This is a genomic window from Streptomyces sp. NPDC006510, assembly GCF_040611955.1.
Classification (GTDB): domain Bacteria; phylum Actinomycetota; class Actinomycetes; order Streptomycetales; family Streptomycetaceae; genus Streptomyces.
Window position 1 is genome coordinate 1 of record NZ_JBEXPH010000144.1, and the last position, 21331, is coordinate 21331.

A 21331-nucleotide genomic window follows, 5' to 3' on the forward strand; every position below is an offset into this window, starting at 1 on the left:
AGCGGCAGCAGCGCCGGGCGAGCAGCACGGCCAGGGCGGCGAGCGCGGCCGCGGCGACGACCCCCGCCGTCCGCCTGGCCACCGGCCCGCCCGCTTCGCGCAGCAGATCGATCGGCTCGGCCCCGCCCGTCGGTGCGGTGTCCGCCGCGTCGGCGGCGGGCTGCTCCGGTGCGGACGGTTGTGCGGCCGACAGCCGTTGCGCGAGGCAGTCGGCGAACCGGCCGATGAGACCGTCGCTCACATCGCTCATGACTCCGCGGCCGAACTGGGCCGGCCGTCCGGTGACGGTGAGGTCGGTGGTCACCGAGACGGTCGTCGCGCCGTCGTCGTCGGTCAGTGCGGCGGTCACCGTCGCGCTCGCCGTGCCCTGGCCCCGTACTTCGTTGCCCCGGGCGGAGAGGACCATGCGATGGGCCGCGTCGTCCTTCTCCAGGAAGGTCGCCGTGCCCCGGTACGTCACGGTGATCGGTCCCACCCGCACCTTCACGGAGCCCTTGACGGTGTCGCCGTCGAACTCCTCCACGGTCGCGCCCGGCAGGCAGTGCGAGACGCGTTCGATGTCGAGCAGGGTCCGCCAGGCCTCGTCGGCCGGGACCGGCACGGTGAATGAGTTCTGCAGCTGCATGGTCCGCTCCTCACACGAATCAAACGGTCACGAAGACGGCGGTTCATCGGGTCGGCGGGTTCACGGGGTCGGCGGAGTCACCCGGGTCTGAGCCGCGGGCGGTGGATCGTCCCGGACGTGTCCGTGAGCGGGCTGCCCGTGCCGCCCCAGCGCAGGGCCACGATCTCCGCGGCGATGGAGACGGCCACCTCCTCGGGGGTGCGCGCGCCGAGGTCGAGGCCGATCGGGGACCGCAGCCGTGCCAGTTCCGCTTCGCCGAGGCCCGTCTCGCGCAGCCGGGCCATGCGGTCCTCGTGGGTCCGGCGGCTGCCCATGACACCGATGTACGCGGCCGGGGTGCGCAGCGCCACCTCCAGCAGGGGGACGTCGAACTTGGGGTCATGGGTGAGTACGCACATCACGGTGCGTCCGTCGGTCTCCGTCCCGCTCAGATACCGGTGCGGCCAGTCGACGACGATCTCCGCGCCGTCGGGGAAGCGACGGGGGTCGGCGAAGGCGGGGCGGGCGTCGCAGACGGTGACCCGGTATCCGAGGAACGCGCCGATCCGGGCCACCGCCGCCGCGAAGTCGATCGCGCCGAAGACCAGCATCCGGGGCGGCGGGGCGAACGACTGGAGGAACACGGCGACGTCGTCCTCGCGCCGTTCACCGTTCGGGCCGTAGTGCCGCAACCCCGTTGCCCCTTGGGCGAGTTCCCCGCGCGCGTCGGCGGTCACGGCGGCGTCGAGACCGCTCGCGCCCAGTGACCCCGAGACGGTGTCCGGCCGGACCGCGAGAGCGGCGCCGCGCGGCGCGGGTCCGTCGGTCACGGTGGCGGTCACCACCGGGATGTGCCCGGCGACCGATGCGGCGACCTCGCCGAAGGTGGGGTCGTCCGCGGCCGTCACCGGGCGCACCAGGAGGGTGATCTGGCCGCCGCAGGTGAGTCCGACGGCGAAGGCGTCCTCGTCGCTGTAGCCGAAGGTCTCCAGCCGGGCCCGACCGGTCTCCACGACCTCCTTGGCCAGTTCGAAGACCGCTCCCTCGACGCAGCCGCCGGAAACGCTGCCCACGACCTCGTCGTCCGGGCCCACGGCCATCGCCGCGCCGGGTCCGCGCGGCGCGCTGCGGCTGACCGCGACGACGGTGGCGAGCCCGAACGGCTCCCCGGCGGCGTACCAGCGGCCGAGCACCGGCAGGATCTCACGCATCGGACGCCACCCCCCGCACCACCGCGGCCAGATGTTCCAGGGCCTGGAGGCTGTGCCCTTCGACGAACGCGTCCACGTGCGGCAGCGCCGCCGCCATGCCCGCCGCGAGCGGTGCGTAACCGGGCTGCGCCTTGCGGGGGTTGGCCCACACCACGCGATGCGCCAGCCGGTGCAGCCGGCGCATCTGGGCGGCGAGCAGTGCGGGGTCCGCCCGCTCCCAGCCGTCGGAGAGGACGACCACCACCGCTCCCCGTGCGCAGGACCGCTGCCCCCAGCGGTCGAGGAAGGTGCGCAGCATCTCGCCGAGCCGGGTGCCGCCGCCGCGGTCCGATACCGCGGCGGCGACCGCGGCCAGGGCAGTGTCCGGATCCCGGTGTGCCATCTCGCGGGTCACCCGGGTGAGCCGGGTGCCGATCGTGAAGACTTCGGTGGGGGTACGGGCCGCCGAGCCGTGCGCCGCGGCGTGCGCGAAACGCAGCAGGGCGTCCGCGTACGGGTCCATGGAACCGCTCACGTCCAGCAGCAGCACCACCCGGCGCGGCTTGTCGGCCTGGGTGCGGTGCCGCAGCCGGGCGGGCTCCCCGCCGTGCCGCAGGAGCTCGCGCACGGTGCGCCGGGGGTCCGTGCCACCGCGTCGGGCGGGACGCATCCTGGAGGTGCGCCGGAGCTCCCCACTCAGCTCGAACGCGGCGAGCAGGCGCCTCAGTTGAGCGCGTTCGGCGGCGGTCAGTCCGGCCATGTCTCGGTGGCGCAGGACCTCTGTCGAGCTTGCCGGTGCCGCCGAGGGCGGTGTCCGGTCGTCGTCCGTGCCGTCGGGGCCGCACGGCATGCCGGACGCGGTGGCCACCACCCGTGGCCGCGGCTTCACAGGGGTCGTGGAACGGGTCGGTGGTCGCCGTCGCGGGCCGTGGCCGAAGCAGGCGGCGAAGACCCGGTCGTACCGTTCCAGGTCGTCCTGGCTGCCGCACAGGGTGAGCCGGCCCGCCCAGTAGACGTCGGAGCGCCGTGCGGGGCTCAGCAGGTCGAGCGCGCCCAGGAACATCTGCGTGCGGTCGGGGCCGGTGGCCGCACCGGCCGCGCGCAGTGCCCGGGTGAGTCCGACGGCGACGGCGGTCGGATCAATGGCGGGTGCGGTGTGCACGGGTCACGCTCCCCTCGCCGCGAGGATCGCGGACAGGTCGAGGGAGCGGGCGCGTTCCGCGTCCTCCCGGTATTTCAGCACCGAGCCGAGTGTGGCGAAGGCCAGTTCGGCGTCCAGCTCGGTGGCCCCGAGTGCGTCCAGGGCCTCGGCCCAGTCGATGGTCTCGGCCACTCCGGGCGGTTTGAGCAGGTTCTCGGTGCGCAACCGCTGTACGACCGCGGTGACCTGCTCGGCGAGCCGGGCGGTCACCTGCGGCTGCCGTCTGCGGACGATCGCGAGTTCACGGTCGTATCCGGGGTGGTCGAACCAGTGGTAGAGGCAGCGCCGTTTCAGTGCGTCGTGGACCTCCCTGGTCCGGTTGGAGGTCAGGATGACCACGGGCGGCGACTGGGCGCGCAGGGTTCCCAGTTCGGGGACGGTGACCGTGTATTCGGAGAGGAGTTCCAGCAGGAATGCCTCGAACTCGTCGTCCGCCCGGTCGATTTCGTCGACGAGCAGGACCGACGGCTGGGTCTCCACCGCCTGCAGCAGCGGGCGCGCGATGAGGAAGCGCCTGCTGTACAGCTCGCTCTCCAGCCGGTCCGCCTCGGTGATCCCGGCGGCCTCCGCGGCCCGCAGATGGAGCAGCTGGCGCGGGAAGTCCCAGTCGTACAGGGCCTGGGAGGCGTCGATGCCCTCGTAGCACTGGAGGCGGATCAGGGGCGCGCCGAGGACGTCGGCGAGGGCCGGGGCGAGGGCGGTCTTGCCCACGCCCGCGTCGCCCTCGCAGAAGAGCGGCCGGTGCAGCCGCAGTGTCAGGAAGCAGGCGATGGCGAGCCCTTCGTCGACGAGGTAGCCCGTTCTCTCCAGGCGGGCGCGCAGCTCGGCCGGTCCGTCCTGCGGCCCGTCCGTTCCGTTCGCCCCGGCCGCCGGTCCGGTCACCTGTCACTCCGTCCCGGCCGCCGCCAGCACCGCGCGCCGGGTCAGCACCCGTGCGAGGTGTTCGCGGTACTCGGGTGTCGCCGACAGGTCCGAGGCAGGGCGGGTGCCCTCCGCCGCCGCTGCGGCGGCGTGTGCCACCGCGGCGTGCCCGGCCTCCGCACCGGCGAGCGCCTCCTCCGTGGCGCTCGCGCGCAGCGGTGTGGTGCCCATGTTGGTCAGGCCGATACGGGCCTCGGCGATGCGGCCGTCGTCGCGCCGTACGAGTGCCGCGACGCCGACAACCGCCCAGCCCTGGGCGACCCGGCTGAACTTCTCGTAGTGGAAGCCCCAGTCATCGGTCTTCGGCATCCGGATCTCCACCAGCAGCTCGTCGTCCGCCAGCGCCGTCCGCAGGTAGTCGATGAAGAACTCGCGGGCCGGGACGGTACGTCTGCCCCGCGGCCCCGCGGCCACCATCTCGCCGTCCAGGGCGAGCAGTACCGCGGGGAGGTCGCCGGCCGGGTCGGCGTGGCAGAGCGAGCCGCCGAGTGTGCCGCGGTGTCGTACGGCGGGGTCGGCGACGGTCTCGGTGGCGGCGGCCAGCAGCCCGGCGTGGCGGCGTACCAGGGGGTCGTGGATGACGTCGTGGTGGGTCGTCATGGCTCCGATGACGAGCGATCCGGTGGCGGTGTCCTCGCGGACGCCGCGCAGCTCCGGGATCCGGCCGAGGTCGACGAGGAGTTCGGGGAAGGCGAGGCGCAGCCGGAGGATGGGGATCAGGCTCTGTCCGCCCGCCAGCACCTCGGCCTCCTCGCCGCCGTCGTGCAGCGTGCGTACCGCCTCGTCGAGGGTGTCGGGCCGTGCGTAGTCGAACGCGGCGGGAATCATGCCGTCGCCTCCTTCGCCCGTGCGTCCGTGACGGCCCGCCAGATGCGCTGCGGGGTGCACGGCATGGCCACGTCCTTCACGCCGAGCGGCCGCAGCGCGTCCACGACCGCGTTGACGACGGCCGGGGTGGAGGCGATGGTCCCGGCCTCGCCGACCCCCTTGACGCCGAGGGCGTTGGAGGTCGCCGGGGTCTCGGTGCGGTCGGTGACGAAGTCCGGCAGGTCCGGCGCGGCGGGCACCAGGTAGTCCGCCATCGTCCCGGAGACCAGATTGCCGTCGGCGTCGTACACCGCCTCCTCGTACAGCGCCTGCGCGATGCCCTGGGCGAGACCGCCGTGGATCTGGCCCTGGACGATCATCGGGTTGATCACCTTCCCGATGTCGTCGACGCAGACATAGCTGCGGATGCGGGCCCGCCCGGTCTCGGTGTCGACCTCGATCGCGCACAGGTGTGTGCCGTGCGGGAACGAGAAGTTGTCCGGGTCGACCAGATGTCCGGCGTTGATCGTCGGTTCCATCCCGTCGGGCAGGTCGTGGGACGAGAACGTCGCGAAGGCCACGTCCTGGATGGTCTTCGTCGCCTCCGGCGATCCCTTCACCGAGAAGGTTCCGGCGGAGAACTCCAGGTCGGCCTCGTTCGCCTCCAGCAGGTGCGCGGCGATCCGCCGGGCCTTCGCCACCACCTTCAGTGCGGCGTGGTGGACGGCCAGTCCGCCGACCACCAGGGACCGTGAGCCGTAGGTGTCCATGCCCTGCGGGACCGCCCTGGTGTCGCCGTGCACGACCTCGATGTCGTCGAACGGCACCCCGAGCACGTCCGCGGCGATCTGGCTCCAGCAGGTGGCATGGCCCTGTCCGTGCGGGCTGGTCCCGGTGGTGACCTCGACCTTTCCGGTGGGCAGCATGCGGATGGTGGCGGCCTCCCAGCCCCCGGCGGCGTACCGAAGGTCGCGCAGGATGCGGCTGGGCGCGAGGCCGCACATCTCGGTGAAGGCGGAGATGCCGATCCCGAGCCGCACCGGGTCTTCGCGGGCGTTGCGTTCGCGCTGCTCGGTACGCAGGTCGTCGTAGCCGAAGAGGGCGAGCGCCCGGTCGGTGGCCGCTTCGTAGTTGCCGCTGTCGTAGGTGAGTCCGGCGATGGACGTGTACGGGAACTCCTCGTGGCCGATCCAGTTACGGCGGCGCAACTCGGCGGGGTCCAGGCCGAGTTCGGCGGCGAGTTCGTCCATGGTCCGCTCGATCGCGAAGGTCGCCTCGGGGCGGCCCGCGCCGCGGTAGGCGTCGGTCGGCGTTCTGGTGGTGAAGACTCCGGTGCACCGGAAGGTGTACGCGTTCATCTTGTAGATCCCCGGATACATGAACGCGCCGAGGAGCGGAATGCCGGGGGTGATCAGCATCAGATAGGCGCCCATGTCGGCGAGCAGGTCGACGCTCAGGCCGAGGATCTCGCCGTCCTTCGTCGCGGCGATCTCGATGTCCTGGATCTGGCCGCGGCCGTGATGGGTGGCCTGGTACCCCTCGGAGCGGGACTCGGTCCATTTGACGGGCCTGCCGAGCTTCCTGGCCAGGGCGAGGGCGACGGCCTCCTCCCCGTACACCTGGAGTTTGGATCCGAAGCCGCCGCCGACGTCCGGGGCGATCACGCGCAGTCGCTGTTCGGGGATCCCGGTGACCATGGACAGGATGACCCGTGCCACGTGCGGCACCTGGGTGGAGGAGTACAGGGTGTACTCGTTGGACGCGGTGGGCGGTGTGGCGACCACCGCTCTGGGTTCCATGGCGTTGGGGATGAGGCGCTGCTGGGTGTACCGGCGGTGGAGCACGACGTCGGCGCGGGCCTTCTGCGCCGCGTAGTCCCCCGTGGCCAGCGGCCAGGTGTAGCAGCGGTTGGTGCCCTTGCCCGGGTGGACGAGCGGGGCGTCGTCGGCCAGTGCGGCTTCCAGGCCGAGCACGGGCGGCAGGGGCGTGTAGTCGACCTCCACGGCCTCCAGTGCGTCCGCGGCGGCGTACCGGCCGCGGGCGACGACCAGGGCGACGGGTTCTCCGGCGTACCGCACCTCGTCGACGGCGACGGCCGGGTGGTCCGGCATGACGATGTCCTCGGTCACCGGCCATACGCACGGCATGGGGCCCAGCTCGTCGGACAGGTCACGGCCGGTGAGGGCGGCGATCACCCCCGGCCGTTGCAGCGCGGGTGCCACGTCGATGCGGTCGATCCGGGCGTGGGCCATGGGGCTGCGCAGGATCGCCAGGTGCAGGAGGCCCGGCGTGGTGATGTTGTCGGTCCAGGTGGTGCGGCCGGTGACGAGCCGTGCGTCCTCCTTGCGGGTCCGGGAGCGGCCGACCTCGGGGCGCGCCTTCTCGGTGGTGCTCGGGCCGGTCATGTCCGTGCCTCCTGCCCGGCGGTGGCCGGGGCCGTGGCCTGCTCGTCCGTCCAGCCGGTGTCCATGGGCCGGGGCGTGGGGGCCCGACGGCGCCGCTCCTCGGCGGCCGCCGCCAGAACGGCACGCACGATGTTCTGGTAGCCGGTGCAGCGGCAGAGGTTGCCCTCCAGCCCTTGGCGGATCTCCTCGGGCGTGGGGTCGGGGTTCTCCTTGAGCAGGTCGCGGGCCGCCATGATCATGCCGGGGGTGCAGTAGCCGCACTGCAGCGCGTGCTGTTCGTGGAACGCGGTCTGCAGCGGTGCCCATTCGCCGTCGGAAACCAGTCCCTGGACGGTCGTCACCTGCCCGCCGTCGGCCTGGACTGCCAGTACGGAGCAGCTCTTGACGCTGTCGCCGTCGAGTTCGACGGTGCAGGCCCCGCAATTGCTGGTGTCGCAGCCGACGGGGGTGCCGGTGAGGCCCAGGTGGTCTCTGAGGTAGTGGACCAGCAGCAGTCGGGGCTCGACCTCGTCCTCGTACCGTGTGCCGTCCACCGTCATCGAAATGCGGGTCATACGTGCTCCCGGAGGCTCAGGCCGTGGTGTCGGTCCAGGCGTAGGGCGCGGCCACGGGGCCGTGGGCGGGTCCGGCGCCGACGGTCTCCAGCTCCGCGTCGGCGGCCTTCATCAGCTGTGCGGCGACGTCCTTCATGGCACGGCTCGCCGCGAGTTCGTCGCCGATGACGGGTACGTCCACGTCCTGCGGGTTGCAACGGGCGACCCCGTGTCCGACGAGTTGCGTGGAGCCGGTGTCCAGCACCGCCTCCGCTCTGGTCGTCCCGTCGTCCTCGGTCAGACCGAGGCGGAGCCTCCACTCCAGCGTGCGGGTCATCGCGCACCTCCTGCGACCGCGTCCGGTCGCGATGCGCCGCCTCGACGCGGTCCTGTCACCAGGATCCACCCGCCCGCGCGGGTTCGCGCGTTCCGGCTCGTCCTGCGGAGATCACACCGCCGAAATAGGATGCAGGGTGTCGAATTCCACCGACGGCGGGCGCCGACCGGCCGTCGGACCGGGATCCGGCCCGTCGGCACCCCGGCCGGCCCCGCCGCGGCAGGCCCTGTGTCGCGCCGCGCGGACCAACGCAGTGCGGAGCGGTCCATGAACCGGCGTCGTCCTCCCCGTTCGGCGAGTGCTGAGGAGTTACTGACCACACTGCAACAGCTCACCTCCCGGGCGCGCCGCGAGGTCGAGCTGCATCAGGCCCGGGTGGAACTGGCCGAAGTGCTGCAGCGCGAGATGCTCCCCGCCGCGCTGCCCGCCCGCCCGGGGCTCCAGACCGCTGCCCGGTACACACCGGCCCGCAGCGGGCTGGACATCGGCGGCGACTGGTACGACGGGTTCGTGCTGCCGGACGGTGCGCTGGCCTTCGCCATCGGGGACGTACAGGGCCACGACGTCGAGGCCGCCGCGTTCATGGGTCAGGTCCGCATCGCCATGCGGGCTATCGCCGCCACCTCGGCGGACCCCGGCGAGGTCGTGGGCCGGACCAATGACCTGCTGGTATCGGTGGGCTCCGGTCTCTTCGCGACCTGTACGTTCGTCCGCCTGGACCCGGATTCCCGGGAACTGCACAGTGCCCGGGCCGGGCATGTGGCCGCGGTGTGGGCCACGGCCGACGGGCGTTCCGGCGTGACCGGCGACGAAGGCGGGCTGCCGCTGGGGATCCAGGCGGGCGAGCACTATCCGGTCACCCGGCGGCGGCTGACGGCCCCGGGCGCGTTCGTCCTGGTCACGGACGGGGTGGTCGAGGGTCCTTCGTTCCCGATCGACCAGGGTCTGGACGCGGTGACCCGGCTGGTGCTCGAACGGGTCGGCGCCGACGCCGATGAGCTGGCCGATGTGGTGCTGCGGGCGGCGGAGCAGACCGGGCACCAGGACGACGCCGCCGTCCTCGTGGTGCGCCACGGGGCCGTCCCCGGCCGGGAATGAAACCCGGACCTTCCGGGCCGAGCGTGTCAAACAGCCGCCACCCGTCCGGGGCGGTGTCTGATGAGATGTGTGATCCGCAGCGAGAGAACCAGACGTACGACCGTGGCCGTACTGCATGTCCTGGCCGTCACCGCTGCCTACTACGCGGCCGGCGGGCTCGGCCTCATCCGGGAGGTGTCCGTCCACGGCGCGGTCGTCACACCGCTCTGGCCGCCGACGGGCATCGCGCTGGCCGCCCTGATCTGCTTGGGCCCGATCGCCTGGCCCGGTATCGCGCTGGGCTCCCTGCTGGTCGTCGCCACTCTCAGCGGCTCGGTCACGCCGTCCACCTTCGCCGTCGTGGCGGGCAACACCCTGGCCCCCGTCTGCGCGTATCTCATACTCCGCAGAGCCGGCTTCCGGAGCGAGCTGGACCGGCTGCGCGACGGGGTCATGCTGGTCTTCCTCGGCGCGCTGGCCGGGATGGCGATCAGCGCGACCATGGGCACGGGCATGCTGGCGCTGAACGGCAAGCTGCCTCTGAGCGGGTTCTGGCCGGTCTGGGCGGCGTGGTGGTCGGGGGACGCGATGGGGGTGCTGGTGGTCACTCCGCTGCTGCTCGTGCTCCGCAGGCTGCGGATGCCGCGGATCACCGACCGGTGGGTGGAGGCGAGCGCGCTGCTGATCGTCGCCGTCACGGTCTCCCTGGTGGCCACCCGGAGCTCGCTGGCAGTGATGTACCTGGTGTTTCCGGTGCTCATCTGGGCGGCGCTGCGATTCCAGCTGGCCGGGAGCGCGCCCTGTGCCCTGCTGGTGTCGGTCCTGGCGGCGGTCGCGGGAACGCAGGGGGTGGGCCCGTTCGAGGGCCGGTCCGTCCTACATGTGATGGTCAATCTCGCCGTGCTCAACGGCTGTGTGGCCCTGACCGCGCTGTTGCTCGCGGCGGTCGTGACCGAGCAGAGCAATATCCGGCACAGGATCGAACGCGCCTGCGAGGAACTGGCCGAAGTGGTGGATCATCTGACGCCGGGAAAGGCGACGGCCGCGTGGCCGTCCCGGCCCGAGGACGAACTCGACACCCACTGAGCACCACGCGTCCCGCTGCCACCACCGCCCGGCGGACCTCCGCGCCAACACACTCCACCGAAACGATTCGGCCAGCAGCCGTCACCATACGTCCGATCGCTCGTTTGTTGGCCGGGGAAGGTCTCCCGACAGTGTGCTGTCGCGGACGAACCTGGTGGACAGGCCGAGCAGTTGACCGGCTTGCATGTCCGCACACAACCCGATTCAGGTGCATTCCAAATGCCAACACTTACCCACAGACCAAGAGATCCGGCGCGGAACGGGACGAGATCCGAGTCAGTGTGCATGTCTGAACTTCACGAGAACTCCAGCGAAATGGCACGTCTGTGGATATCGTGCACCGAGCGAGGGCGCATCCGTCAGTCCATGAGATCGGCGGATGCGCCCTGTTTGTGACGATGCAACTGTGACTGGGGGGTTCATGGGGCATGTCGAGCTACCCGATTCGGACAGATCAGGACCCGTGGGACTGGCGGGGGCGCCACGTCCACGCTCTGTCTCGAATCGGCCTCGCAGCAACGAACTCGACGAACCGTGGAGGACACCGGCCGCGCCCCGCGAACGCTGCGGACCGGCCGCCGCGAAGAGAAGGACGGCCCGGTGCATACCGGTTGTCGTCGGCGTCGAACTCCTCGGCCTCGGGGTTCCGGCCTGGCTCGTGCTGCGCACCGGCGGGCAGTCCCGGACAGCGGTGGCCGCGGCCGTCGCCGCACTGGCGTGGTCCGGCCTGCGGGCCGTGCGCGGCCGGTACACGGACCGGCACCCGGGCAGACCGCCGGGAATGCTGAGCACGACGGGCGACTGGCTGCTGCTCATAGGCGTGCTCGCCGTGCTGCGTACCGCGGCCGGCGATTCGGTCGACCCCGCGACGGCGGTCGTGGCGCTGCTGCCCGGCCTGCCCGCGGGCGTCGCGGCACAGGCCCTGCGGCGCCTGTCGTGGCCGGGGCGCCCACCGCGGGCGGTCCGGCGGGTGCTGGTGGTCGGCGAGGCTCCGGGAGTGGACCGGGCCGTCCGGCTGCTCGCCTCACGTGCGGACCATCCGTACGCGGTCGTGGCCGCGGTCCCGGTGGGGACCACACCCCTGGAGTGCGGGGTTCCGGTGCCGGGCCGGCTCGCCCCGGCGCCGGCCGACGACGATGTGTCGACCGTACTGGGCGGGGCCTTCGCCCAGGACGCCGACCTGGCGCTGGTGGTTCCCGGGCCCCAGCTCTCCGAGGACCGGCTGTGCCGCCTGTCCTGGGGACTGCACGACGGCGGGCTCGCACTGTCCGTGCTCTCGGAGCTCACGGGCATCGCGGCCGGGCGGGTACGGCCCACCGCCGCGGCCGGGCTCACCCTGCTGCACATCGCGCCGCCGTTGCGCCGGGGGCCGCAGCCGGCCCTGAAGGCCGTCATGGACCGCGTCGGAGCCACCCTCGGTCTGCTGTTCCTGACACCGCTGCTCATCCTGATCGGGGCGGCGGTGCGGCTCGGCTCCGAAGGGCCGGTGTTCCACCGTCAGATCCGCCACGGGCAGCACAACCGGCCCTTCACGATGTGGAAGTTCCGCACCATGGTGGCCGACGCCGAGCGCCACAAGGAACGGCTCGTCGCCGCGAACGAGATCGACGGCCCGATGTTCAAGATACGCCGCGATCCCCGGGTGACCGGAATCGGCCATCTGCTGCGCAGGACCTCCCTCGACGAACTCCCGCAGCTGCTCAATGTGTTGCGCGGCGAAATGTCGCTGGTCGGTCCACGCCCTCCGCTGCCGGAGGAGGTGTCCCGTTACGACGAGCGCGAGCTCCGGCGGCTGGCGGTGAAACCGGGACTGACCGGTCTGTGGCAGGTCAGCGGCCGCTCGGACCTGTCCTGGCAGGAGACGGTCTCGCTCGATCTGTGGTACGTCGACAACTGGTCGGTGGCCACGGACATGGGACTCATGGCCCGTACCCTGCGCGCCGTCACCGACGGCCGCGGGGCGTACTGAGAGCGGCGGCCGTCGATGCGAGGAGTACGAAGAAGCCGGCCGGGCGCGGCCGTTCGGCCGGGTGGCCGTCGCGCCGTGCCGGTCGGTGTGTGCCGGCCGGTCCGCGGGGCCTGCTCAGACCTGCGCGGTCTGCCGCTCCAGCCACCATGCGTAGGTCTGGGCGATCCCGTCACGCAGCGCGATCCGCGGTGTGAAGCCGAGAGAGGTGAGCCGGGAGACATCGAGCAGCTTGCGCGGGGTACCGTCGGGTTTCGTGGTGTCCCATTCGACAGCGCCCTGAAACTCTGTCACATCTCGTACAGTGGCGGCGAGTTCTCTGATCGTGAGGTCTTCGCCGCAGCCGATGTTGACCGGATCGTCGCCGTCGTAGCGCTCCAGCAACAGCAGGCACGCGGCGGCCAGATCGTCGACGTGCAGGAATTCCCGGCGGGGGCTCCCGGAGCCCCAGAGCGTGACCGTGGACGAGCCGTCCCGGCGGGCCTCGTGGAAGCGGCGGATCAGCGCGGGCAGTACGTGCGAGGTCTCCAGGTCGAAGTTGTCGCCCGGACCGTAGAGGTTGGTGGGCATGGCGCTGATGAACGCGGCGCCGTACTGCCGGCGGTAGGACCGGGTCTGCACGATTCCGGCGATCTTGGCCAGCGCGTACGCCTCATTGGTCGGCTCCAACGGACCGGTGAGCAGGGCGCTTTCGGGGATCGGCTGCGGGGCGATCCTGGGGTAGATGCACGACGAGCCGAGGAAGAGCAACCGCTCGACCCCGGCCGCGTGTGCCCCGGCGACGACGCTCAGCTGGATGCGCAGGTTGTCCTCCAGGAACTGCACCGGGTACGTGTTGTTGGCCATGATCCCGCCGACCTTGGCGGCGGCCAGCACCACGGCGTCCGGACGGACCTCGCGGAGAAACACCTCGGTCCGCGTGGCGTCGCGCAGATCGAGGCGATCACGATCGCGGGTGATCACCTCGTGCCCCTCGGCGGTGAGGCGGCGCACCACCGCCGAGCCGACCAGACCGCGATGGCCCGCGACGAAGACTCGAGCGCCGGAACGCAGGAGGGGGCGGACGGATTCCTGGGGAGGGCCGGGGAGATCAGTCGTCATGGTCCGGATTCTGCCAGCACCCGCACCCTGCGGTGACGTTTTACCGCAGAACGCCCAATTCCGATATTTCGGCGGGAATCATTCGGTGCGGAACAACAGCCGCTGAGGCGACGAGAGAAGGGGGAGCCGTGGCGAAGACCGCGCTCATCACCGGCGTGACCGGACAGGACGGCTCGTATCTGTCCGAGCTGCTGCTCGACAAGGGGTACACGGTCCATGGGCTGATACGCCGCTCGTCGAGCTTCAACACGGAGCGCATAGACCACATCTATCAGGGACCGGAGGAGGAGAACCGCTCGTTCGTCCTGCACCACGCCGACCTCGCCGACGGTGTCGCGCTGGTGAATCTGCTGCGTGACATCCGGCCGGACGAGGTCTACAACCTGGGCGCGCAGTCGCACGTCCGCGTCTCGTTCGACGCCCCGCTGTACACGGGTGACATCACCGGTCTCGGCACCATCCGGCTGCTGGAGGCGGTCCGCGCGAGCGGGATCGACACCCGTGTCTACCAGGCCTCGTCGTCCGAGATGTTCGGCGCCACCCCGCCGCCGCAGAACGAGGGGACCCCGTTCCATCCGCGGAGCCCGTACAGCGTCGCGAAGGTCTACTCGTACTGGTCCACGGTCAACTACCGTGAGGCATACGGCATGTTCGCGGTCAACGGGATCCTGTTCAACCACGAGTCCCCGCGCCGCGGCGAGACCTTCGTGACCCGGAAGATCACTCGCGGGGTGGCCAGGATCAAGGCGGGCCTGCAGACCCATCTCCATCTGGGCAACCTCGATGCCGTCCGCGACTGGGGCTACGCCCCCGAGTACGTCGACGCGATGTGGCGGATGCTCCAGTGCGATGCCCCGGACGACTATGTGGTGGCCACCGGCGAGGGCGTCAGTGTCCGGCAGTTCCTGGGGTACGCCTTCGCGCACGCGGGCCTGGACTGGCGCGAGCACGTCCGCTACGACGCCAAGTACGAACGCCCCAGCGAGGTCGACGCGTTGATCGGGGACGCCACCAAGGCCGAGGAACTGCTCGGCTGGAAACCGGTGGTGCGGGCGCGGGAGCTCGCCAGGATCATGGTCGAGGCGGACATCCGCCAGCTGTCCGACCAACTCGCCGGAGCGGCCGTGCGGGTGGACCGATGAGACCTCCCGGCAACGGCACGACAGCCGGCATCACCGCATTCCCGGTGGAGCCGGGCGCAGTTCGCTCCGCCCACTCACTCGTCCGCACCGGCTGCGGGGCCCACCGTCCTCGCCGCCGGCCGGGCGAAACCGGCACCGCGGCCTTCCGGTCGCGGCTCGTTCTCACCTTCGGAGCTGAATGATGAACGGAACCACGGGGCGCGGACCCGTCGGCCGCGGCCGGGTACGTGCCGTCGCCGCCGCGCTCTGCCTGCTCGCCGGAGCACTGACCACCGCCGCGTCCGGGGGCTCCCCGGCCGCGGCCCTCACCCCGCCGGTCTCCCTCACCGCGGACGACCTCAGCACCTGGCAGACCAACGGCATCGTCTGGTCGATGGCCGGGTCGGACGCCGGTGTCGTCTACACCGGCGGCACCTTCTCCACCGTCCGGTCGCCGGACGCGCCGGCCGGCACCTCGGAACGGCCGGCGGTGAACTTCGCCGCCTTCGACGCCGCGACCGGCGCGCCGACCGGGTGCAGCCTGTCGTTCACCCTCTCGTCGGGCACGGCGACCGTGCGGGCCCTGGCGCTTTCGCCGGACCAGAAGACCCTTTACGTCGGCGGGAAGTTCGGGTCGGTGAGCGGCGTCGGGGTGAGCAATTTCGCCGCGATCGACACCGCGAGCTGCACCCCGCGCCAGGACTTCAAGGTCTCCGTCTCCGCGACGGTGCGGGCCCTGGCCGTCACGGCCGACACCGTGTACCTGGGCGGTGACTTCAACACGGTGGCCGGACAGACCAGGAACAAGTTCGCCGCGGTCACCACGGGCGCCGCCCTGAAGCCGTGGAAGGCCAATGCGGACGAGGTGGGCCGGGCCGTCGAGCTGACGCCCGACCGTAAGCACGTACTGATCGGCGGTGACTTCTTCACGGTCAACGGCACCACGTCGCACGCGCTGGCGGTCGTGGACGCGACGACCGGGGCCGTGGCCAAGAGCTATCCGGCCGGGTTCATTCCCAACACCTCCACGGTGCAGGACCTGACCACGGACGCCACCGGTTTCTACACCGCCAACGAGGGCACCGGAGGCGGTGTCTTCGACGGTCGGATCGCGCTGGACCTGAGCGACTTCGAGCAGCGCTGGCGGGACACCTGCCTCGGCGCCACCCAGGCCGTCCTGGTGCACAACGGCGTGCTGTACAGCGGGAGTCACGCCCATGACTGCGCCACCATGGGCGAGTTCCCCAACCAGCCGCGCAAGCATCTGCTGGCCCAGTCCGTCGACGATCCGAAGCTGCTCCCCTGGTTCCCGGACACCAACGACGGGATCGGGGAGCCGGTGGGACCGCGGGTGATGGCCCAGGCCGACAAGGGCGGGCATCACTACCTGTGGGTCGGCGGCGAGTTCACCACCGTCAACGGCTCCGCCCAGCAGGGCCTGACCCGGTTCGCCGACGGCCCCGACACCGGGGCCCCATGGGTACCCAACGTCAGCCTGTCCACGGTCGCCCCGGGCAAGGTGGAGGTCAACTGGCAGACCAGCTTCGACACCGACGACGGTGAACTCACCTACCGGATCTACAAGGACGGCGCCAGCACCCCGGTGCACACCACGACGGGCTACTCCCTGTTCTGGGACCGGCCGCAGCTGAGGTGGACCGACACGGACGTGGCGCCGGGCGAGACCCACTCGTACCGGATCAGCGCGAGCGACGGCACCAACACCAGCACCAAGTCGACCGCCGTGTCCGCCACCGTGGCTTCCGCCGCCGAGAAGTACCCCGCCAAGGTGCTCGCGGACGGTGCCTCGCTCTACTGGCGGTACGACGACACCTCGACCTTCGCTGGCGACACCGGCGGCGGGCGGGACAACGGCTTCGCGCGCAACTCCCCCTCCCGGCGGCTGACCCCGGCCGCTGTCGCGGGCCCCTCGACAGCGATCGGACTCAACGGTTCGAACCAGTACGTCTACAGCAACAAGCGCCACCCGCAGCCGGTCAGGTTCTCGGTGGAGACCTGGATCAGGACGACGACCACCAAGGGAGGGAAGATCATCGGCTTCGGCAGTCTGACCATGCAGAACAGCACCCAGTACGACAAGCATGTGTACATGCGCGACGACGGCCGACTGGTCTTCGGGGTGAAGAGCGGCAGTACCCGGACCGTCACCACCCCCACCGCCTACAACAACGGCGCCTGGCACCACGTCGTCGCCACCCAGGGCCCCGGCGGCATGGCGCTGTACGTGGACGGGAAGCTCCGCGCCTCGAACGCCCTGTACACCGGCAACGAGAAGTACAACGGCTACTGGCGGGTGGGCGGGGACAACCTGAACGGCTGGCCGACCAAGCCGACGAGCAACTTCTTCGCCGGGCAGATCGACGAGACCGCCGTCTACCCGACCGCACTGAGCAGCTCGCAGGTCAGTGCCCACTACGCACTGAGGACAGCTGGATGAGGTATCCGTTCCGGGCCGGCGCCGCCGTCGTCGCACTGACGGCGGCGCTGGCCGCCTGCGGCTCGTCGTCCGAGGAGCACAATGCGGCGAGCGGCGCCGGACCGTCCGCCGCGCGGACCCCGCTGGCCGCCCCGTCCGCCGGGCCCGGCACCTCCGCGTCCGGTGGCCCCGCGGCTCCGCACACCAGCGAGCCACCGAAGCTGCCCAGCGATGAACTCACCCCGGCCACGGGCTCGTTCACCAGGAAGCAGAAGGAGTACCTGGTCGACCGGGTGCCCAAGGGCATGGACCCGGCGGCCGTGCTCCAGACCGGTCAGGAGACCTGCGACCGGCTGAGGTTCCTCGTGAAGGCCGACCGGGATGTGGCGGTCGGCGCGATCGTGACGGGCGAGCTCGCCGATGCGGAGCCCGCCGTCGAGCACCTCTGCACCCAGCACCGGGAGCTGCTGCGGGAGGCCGCCCGGGGATATGCGGACGGCACGTACCAGGACGATCGGCTCCGGCCGGGCCGCTACCGCGACGTCTCCCCCACCGGAAGCTGCACCTGGCAGATCAACGGGGCGGACGGCAGGAGCCTGGCCTCCGGATCCTCCGGGAAGCGGACCACGATCACCGTCCCCCGGCAGGCCCGCGCCTTCACCTCCACAGGCTGCTACGCCTGGCTGCCCGAAGGAGACCTCGGATGAGCAAGCTGCCGATAGCCGTGGCGATCCCCACGAAGAACGAGGGGCGCAACATCGCCGAGGCGGTGAAGTCGGTACTCGGCCATTTCGAGGCGGTCGTCGTCGTCGACTCGCACAGCACGGACGACACGGCGAAGATCGCCGAGGACTGCGGGGCCGAGGTGGTCACCTACACCTGGGACGGCGGTCATCCGCGCAAGAAGCAGTGGTGTCTGGACCATGTCCGCACGGACCTGGACTGGATTCTGCTGCTCGACGGCGACGAGCGGCTGAGTCCCGGCCTGCTGGCCGAACTGCGGCAGATCTTCGCCGACCCCGCGGCTGCGAAGCCCGCGGCGTACGACATTCCGCTCGGCTACTGGTTCTCCGGGAAGCGGCTGCGGCACGGCTACACCATCCGGAAGCGGTCGCTGACCGATCGCACCCGCTGCCGGTATCCGGAGGTGGGGGATCTCGACGCGCCGGGAATCGGTGAGGTCGAGGGCCACTACCAGCCGGTCGCCGAGTCGGCCGGGTCGCTCCGCAATCCGATCGAGCACCAGGATCTCGACCCGGTCACCGCCTGGTTCGAACGGCACAACCGCTACTCGGACTGGGAGGCATGGCTGGAGCATCACCCGGAGGTCAAGGAGCAGGTGCGGAGGGTGAAGTCGCGCCAGGGGCAGCTGTTCCACAAGGCACCGTTCAAGCCCCTGGTGTCGTTCGCCTACATGTACGTGTACCGGCGGGGCTTCCTCGACGGGCGGGCGGGATTCGACTTCGCGCTGGCGATGAGCTTCTACCGCTGGCAGATCGCTCTCAAGTCCCGTGAGAGGAAGACCGTTTGACCCGCCGACCCCTCCGGCGGACCACGTCCTCGTAGGTCCGCCGGAGGGTCCCGGTCACGGCCTCGATGGTGAAGTCCTCGTTGACGAGTTCCCAGGCGGCCCTGCCCGCACGGGAGTTGGTCTCCGGATCGAGGAGTTCCAGGATGGCGGCGGCTACCCTCCGGGCGTTCTTCCCGTCCTCGCCGACCCGGCTGTCGATCACCCGGCCCGCGCCCGCGCGCGCCACATCGGGTCCGAGTCCGCAGGTGCGGGTGATGACCACGGGGGTGCCGACCGACATCGCTTCGAGCACGGACACCCCCAGGGGCTCCTCGATCGACGGCAGCACGTACACATCGGCCCGCCGCCCCGCCGCCAGGACCTCCTCGTGACCGAGCGGCCCCACATGGTCGAGCGACCCCGTCACACCGAGCCTGCGGGCGAGTTCGAGGGTCGCGGGCAGTGCGCCGGTGTCGGGACCGGCCAGTACGAAGCGGGCGTCCGGGTGCTCGGCCAGGACCGCCGGCATCGCCGCGACGAAGTCCTCCGGGCGCTTGCGCTCCTGGATCCGGGCCAGGAAGAGGATCGTCGGCGGCCGCCCCGGAGCCGGGGCGGGCTTGATCTCCTGCGGACGTACGCCGTTGACCAGCCGTACGGTGCGGGTCAGCGGGACCGGTGCGGCAACGGCGTTCACATCGAGGCGTTCCGTCTCGGTGAGGTGCAGTACGGCGTCGGCGCCGCGCAGCACCCTGCGCACCCCCAGCAGATCGGTCAGCCGGGCGACCCGGTTCTCGGTGGGGTCCACCATGCCGTGCGTCTGGACGACCAGGGGGGTGCGGGAGGCCAGTGCGAGCAGGGCGGCGGGCAGCGTCACCAGGTCGCGCATCAGGTGCACATGGACGATGTCGGCGCCGCGCATCATGCGGCGCGCGGCGAGCAGCAGCGCCCCGGAGGTGATTCCGCTGACCTCGAACGCGGGGAGCAGAGGGCGGGCCCGGAAGAGATGGGCCGGCACTCCCTCGACCTCGCGCGGCAGGGGGCCCTCGAAGCCGTCGCCCAGCGCCATGATCCTGGCGTCGTCACCGGCGGCCCGCTGGACCTTCGACAGGTTGAGCGCCACCCTGGTCGGGCCGCCGAACGCATGGTCCGGGGTGTGCAGTGTGACGACGTGCAGGATCTTCACCAGGGTTCCCCTCAACCGCGGCCGGCCTTTACAGACTAGTCATCCAAACCCCCCAAGTGGGTTGATTCGTTAGAGTGTTCACAGGTCCACGGAAACGGGGAGCACATGACGTCCGTGCACGAGGCGGCGCCGTCCGCACCCGCACCGGAGCACGGCCCGCGAGCGCCGGGCCGTGCGCGGGCCGAGCCCATGTCGTGGGCCATGCTCTCGCGCGCCCTGGCCGTGCCCCTCATCCTCGCCCTGGTCTGTTTCCTGCCCGCGGTGATCGCCGCGCAGCCGGGCTCGGGCGTCCGGGACACCGCGTACTGGCTGCAGCTCGTACTGACCTGTTATGCGGGGGCCCGGCTCGCGACCATGATCCTGTCCACCCGGCGGCGGCTGTTGCAGGGCGTCTTCTGGATGTTCGTCTACATCGCGATGGGTGTGGCGCCGTTCGCCCAGGCCGTCATCGGGCAGACGCCCACCCCGGTGGTCGGGCCGCGGTCGGATCTGGTGACGGCCGTCGCGCTGATCCTGGTGGGCTGTGCCGCGTTCGACCTGGGGGCCCTGCTGGCGTCCCGGCGGACGCTGCGGCGGCGGGTCGCCGCGCGCTCGGGGAGCGGTCCGGCCGTCGTGCACCAGGGGCGGTTCGGGCTGCTGGTGCTGCTGGCCTTCGCTGCGAGCGGCTACTACATCCTGAAGGTCGGCGGGCCCGCCGTCTTCTTCACCAGCCGTCAGGAGATCAGCGCCTCGGTCGCGGCGAGCGGCGTGGTGTCGGACGGGTCCAATGTGGGGTCGGCCTTCCTCAAGGGCTTCGGCACGGTGCCCGCGCTGCTCGCGCTGCTCTTCTGCACCCGTCGGCTGGTGACCTCGCGCCGGGCCCGGAGCTCCCCGTCGACGGTGCTCATCTGGGCCGGGCTGCTCATCCTCAATGTGATCGTCAACAACCCGGTGTCCAACGCCCGTTACTGGTTCCTGACGGTGCTGGTCTCGCTGCTGTTCACCGCGTTCCCGAGCAGCGCGGCGATGTACCGCTCGGTGCTGGCCATGGGGGTGGCCGGGGCGCTGGTGCTGTTCCCGTACGCGGACCGGTTCCGTTATGACAGTGCCGGGTACCGGCCGGTGGACTCGTCGTCGGTGTTCGAGCCGCTGGCCACCAAGGACTACGACCAGACGGCGATGTTCGCCAACACCATCAGCTGGGTCGACGCCCGTGGCCACACGTATGGGCGTCAACTGGCGGGCTCCGCGCTCTTCTTCGTGCCCCGGTCGGTGTGGAGCGGCAAGCCGGAGGACACGGGGGTGCGCGTCGGTCAGTGGATGGGGATGAACATGACCAACCTGTCGGCGCCGCTGTGGACCGAACTCTGGGTCGACTTCGGTGCGCCGGGCATGGTCGGCGGCCTCGCGCTGATCGGTTACGCCGCCGCCCGTACCGACCGGCGGTACGCGCGGGCCGTCTCCCGGGACGGTCCGGGACCCGGCAGCGTCCTGGCGGTCACCGCGCCGCTGGTCGCCGGGTACACCTTCATTCTGCTGCGCGGGCCGCTGTTGCAGTCCGTCGGGAAGCTCGCCGTCGCGGCGCTCTGTCTGCTGCTGGTCACGAGCTTCCGGAGCCAGCGCGGGCGGCACCCGCGCTGACGGGTGCCCGCTCCACGGCGGTGCGGCGCCTCAGCCGGGCCACCCTGGTCCAGGTGGCCACCGCCTTGCACCCGGATCCCAGGCACAGGCCCCAGGCGGCACCCGGTACCCCGCCGAGCACATAGCCGCCGGTGAGGAAGGCGACGGCGGCGAGCGAGAAGACCACCTGGATGGCGAGCGTGGTGCGCGGGTCGAGCATCCGCAGGGCCAGCAGCCCGCAGGTGCCGACGGC

Annotated in this window: 18 protein-coding genes and 1 pseudogene; 8 read left to right on the forward strand and 11 right to left on the reverse strand. The window is 71.3% G+C overall.

The window, feature by feature from the left end:
* From ABZY11_RS31900 to ABZY11_RS31935, 8 genes are all read right to left on the reverse strand, one after another.
* A partial coding sequence (locus ABZY11_RS31900; protein ID WP_356482479.1) for an SRPBCC family protein occupies positions 1–625 on the reverse strand: 625 nt, incomplete at its 3' end.
* Between the two features lie 77 nt (positions 626–702).
* A complete protein-coding gene (locus ABZY11_RS31905; protein ID WP_356482480.1) occupies positions 703–1815 on the reverse strand; it encodes an XdhC/CoxI family protein in 1113 nt (370 codons plus the stop codon).
* A complete protein-coding gene (locus tag ABZY11_RS31910; RefSeq protein ID WP_356482481.1) occupies positions 1808–2956 on the reverse strand; it encodes a VWA domain-containing protein in 1149 nt (382 codons plus the stop codon). Before ABZY11_RS31910 ends, ABZY11_RS31905 begins: the two co-directional genes overlap by 8 nt.
* A 3-nt stretch (positions 2957–2959) precedes the next feature.
* Positions 2960–3877 carry a MoxR family ATPase gene (locus tag ABZY11_RS31915; protein WP_356482482.1) on the reverse strand — a complete coding sequence of 306 codons (918 nt, stop codon included), beginning with the start codon at positions 3875–3877 and terminating at the stop codon, positions 2960–2962.
* Positions 3878–3880: 3 nt separating this feature from the next.
* Positions 3881–4744 (reverse strand): xanthine dehydrogenase family protein subunit M, encoded by an 864-nt coding sequence (locus ABZY11_RS31920; RefSeq protein WP_356482483.1) that lies wholly within the window; start codon positions 4742–4744, stop codon positions 3881–3883.
* Positions 4741–7128 (reverse strand): xanthine dehydrogenase family protein molybdopterin-binding subunit, encoded by a 2388-nt coding sequence (locus ABZY11_RS31925; RefSeq protein ID WP_356482484.1) that lies wholly within the window; start codon positions 7126–7128, stop codon positions 4741–4743. The genes ABZY11_RS31920 and ABZY11_RS31925 overlap by 4 nt, the downstream gene beginning before the upstream one ends.
* The gene (locus ABZY11_RS31930; RefSeq protein ID WP_356482485.1) at positions 7125–7682 is read right to left on the reverse strand and encodes a (2Fe-2S)-binding protein; all 558 of its coding nucleotides are present in this window, start codon (positions 7680–7682) and stop codon (positions 7125–7127) included. The genes ABZY11_RS31925 and ABZY11_RS31930 overlap by 4 nt, the downstream gene beginning before the upstream one ends.
* Before the next feature lie 16 nt (positions 7683–7698).
* Positions 7699–7998 (reverse strand): DUF1876 domain-containing protein, encoded by a 300-nt coding sequence (locus ABZY11_RS31935; protein WP_356482486.1) that lies wholly within the window; start codon positions 7996–7998, stop codon positions 7699–7701.
* Positions 7999–8265: 267 nt separating this feature from the next.
* On the opposite strand from ABZY11_RS31935, the gene ABZY11_RS31940 reads away from it, so the two are divergent.
* From ABZY11_RS31940 to ABZY11_RS31950, 3 genes are all read left to right on the forward strand, one after another.
* On the forward strand, positions 8266–9096 hold the full coding sequence (locus tag ABZY11_RS31940; RefSeq protein WP_356482487.1) for a PP2C family protein-serine/threonine phosphatase: 831 nt from the start codon (positions 8266–8268) through the stop codon (positions 9094–9096).
* 69 nt (positions 9097–9165) lie between these two features.
* Positions 9166–10161: an MASE1 domain-containing protein gene (locus ABZY11_RS31945; RefSeq protein WP_356482488.1), complete on the forward strand. Its 996-nt coding sequence runs from the start codon at positions 9166–9168 to the stop codon at positions 10159–10161.
* 421 nt (positions 10162–10582) lie between these two features.
* A complete protein-coding gene (locus ABZY11_RS31950; RefSeq protein ID WP_356482496.1) occupies positions 10583–12130 on the forward strand; it encodes a sugar transferase in 1548 nt (515 codons plus the stop codon).
* A gap of 114 nt (positions 12131–12244) precedes the next feature.
* Here the strand turns inward: ABZY11_RS31950 and ABZY11_RS31955 are convergent, their stop codons facing one another.
* The gene (locus tag ABZY11_RS31955; RefSeq protein ID WP_356482489.1) at positions 12245–13228 is read right to left on the reverse strand and encodes a GDP-L-fucose synthase; all 984 of its coding nucleotides are present in this window, start codon (positions 13226–13228) and stop codon (positions 12245–12247) included.
* A 128-nt stretch (positions 13229–13356) separates the two neighbouring features.
* Here ABZY11_RS31955 and gmd point away from each other — a divergent pair, with 128 nt between their 5' ends.
* The 4 genes from gmd (at position 13357) to ABZY11_RS31975 (ending at position 18317) form a co-directional block, all read left to right on the forward strand.
* Positions 13357–14370: a GDP-mannose 4,6-dehydratase gene (gene gmd / locus ABZY11_RS31960; RefSeq protein ID WP_356482490.1), complete on the forward strand. Its 1014-nt coding sequence runs from the start codon at positions 13357–13359 to the stop codon at positions 14368–14370.
* A gap of 178 nt (positions 14371–14548) precedes the next feature.
* A complete protein-coding gene (locus tag ABZY11_RS31965) occupies positions 14549–16807 on the forward strand; it encodes a LamG domain-containing protein (RefSeq protein WP_356482491.1) in 2259 nt (752 codons plus the stop codon).
* On the forward strand, positions 16804–17493 hold the full coding sequence (locus tag ABZY11_RS31970; RefSeq protein ID WP_356482492.1) for a hypothetical protein: 690 nt from the start codon (positions 16804–16806) through the stop codon (positions 17491–17493). The genes ABZY11_RS31965 and ABZY11_RS31970 overlap by 4 nt, the downstream gene beginning before the upstream one ends.
* On the forward strand, positions 17490–18317 hold the full coding sequence (locus ABZY11_RS31975; protein WP_356482493.1) for a glycosyltransferase family 2 protein: 828 nt from the start codon (positions 17490–17492) through the stop codon (positions 18315–18317). Before ABZY11_RS31970 ends, ABZY11_RS31975 begins: the two co-directional genes overlap by 4 nt.
* On the opposite strand, the gene ABZY11_RS31980 is transcribed toward ABZY11_RS31975, so the two are convergent.
* Entirely contained in the window at positions 18289–19479 is a 1191-nt protein-coding gene (locus ABZY11_RS31980; protein ID WP_356482494.1) for a glycosyltransferase, read from the reverse strand. The genes ABZY11_RS31975 and ABZY11_RS31980 overlap by 29 nt on opposite strands.
* Before the next feature lie 105 nt (positions 19480–19584).
* Between ABZY11_RS31980 and ABZY11_RS31985 the strand changes: the two genes are divergently transcribed.
* Positions 19585–21099, forward strand: a complete 1515-nt coding sequence (locus tag ABZY11_RS31985; protein ID WP_356482495.1) for a hypothetical protein — start codon at positions 19585–19587, stop codon at positions 21097–21099.
* Here the strand turns inward: ABZY11_RS31985 and ABZY11_RS31990 are convergent.
* Positions 21059–21331 (reverse strand): annotated as a pseudogene (locus tag ABZY11_RS31990) (hypothetical protein); the annotation flags it as partial. The gene ABZY11_RS31985 and the pseudogene ABZY11_RS31990 sit on opposite strands and share 41 nt — an antisense overlap.

Excerpts from the sequence above, each read along its gene's own strand:
- ABZY11_RS31905 (WP_356482480.1), bottom strand. The coding sequence starts at position 1,815 with ATGCGTGAGATCCTGCCGGTGCTCGGCCGCTGGTACGCCGCCGGGGAG.
- ABZY11_RS31920 (WP_356482483.1), bottom strand. The coding sequence starts at position 4,744 with ATGATTCCCGCCGCGTTCGACTACGCACGGCCCGACACCCTCGACGAG.
- ABZY11_RS31925 (WP_356482484.1), bottom strand. The coding sequence starts at position 7,128 with ATGACCGGCCCGAGCACCACCGAGAAGGCGCGCCCCGAGGTCGGCCGC.
- ABZY11_RS31935 (WP_356482486.1), bottom strand. The coding sequence starts at position 7,998 with ATGACCCGCACGCTGGAGTGGAGGCTCCGCCTCGGTCTGACCGAGGAC.
- ABZY11_RS31985 (WP_356482495.1), top strand. The coding sequence starts at position 19,585 with ATGACGTCCGTGCACGAGGCGGCGCCGTCCGCACCCGCACCGGAGCAC.
- ABZY11_RS31970 (WP_356482492.1), top strand. The coding sequence starts at position 16,804 with ATGAGGTATCCGTTCCGGGCCGGCGCCGCCGTCGTCGCACTGACGGCG.
- ABZY11_RS31940 (WP_356482487.1), top strand. The coding sequence starts at position 8,266 with ATGAACCGGCGTCGTCCTCCCCGTTCGGCGAGTGCTGAGGAGTTACTG.
- ABZY11_RS31930 (WP_356482485.1), bottom strand. The coding sequence starts at position 7,682 with ATGACCCGCATTTCGATGACGGTGGACGGCACACGGTACGAGGACGAG.
- ABZY11_RS31955 (WP_356482489.1), bottom strand. The coding sequence starts at position 13,228 with ATGACGACTGATCTCCCCGGCCCTCCCCAGGAATCCGTCCGCCCCCTC.
- ABZY11_RS31965 (WP_356482491.1), top strand. The coding sequence starts at position 14,549 with ATGATGAACGGAACCACGGGGCGCGGACCCGTCGGCCGCGGCCGGGTA.
- ABZY11_RS31975 (WP_356482493.1), top strand. The coding sequence starts at position 17,490 with ATGAGCAAGCTGCCGATAGCCGTGGCGATCCCCACGAAGAACGAGGGG.
- ABZY11_RS31950 (WP_356482496.1), top strand. The coding sequence starts at position 10,583 with ATGGGGCATGTCGAGCTACCCGATTCGGACAGATCAGGACCCGTGGGA.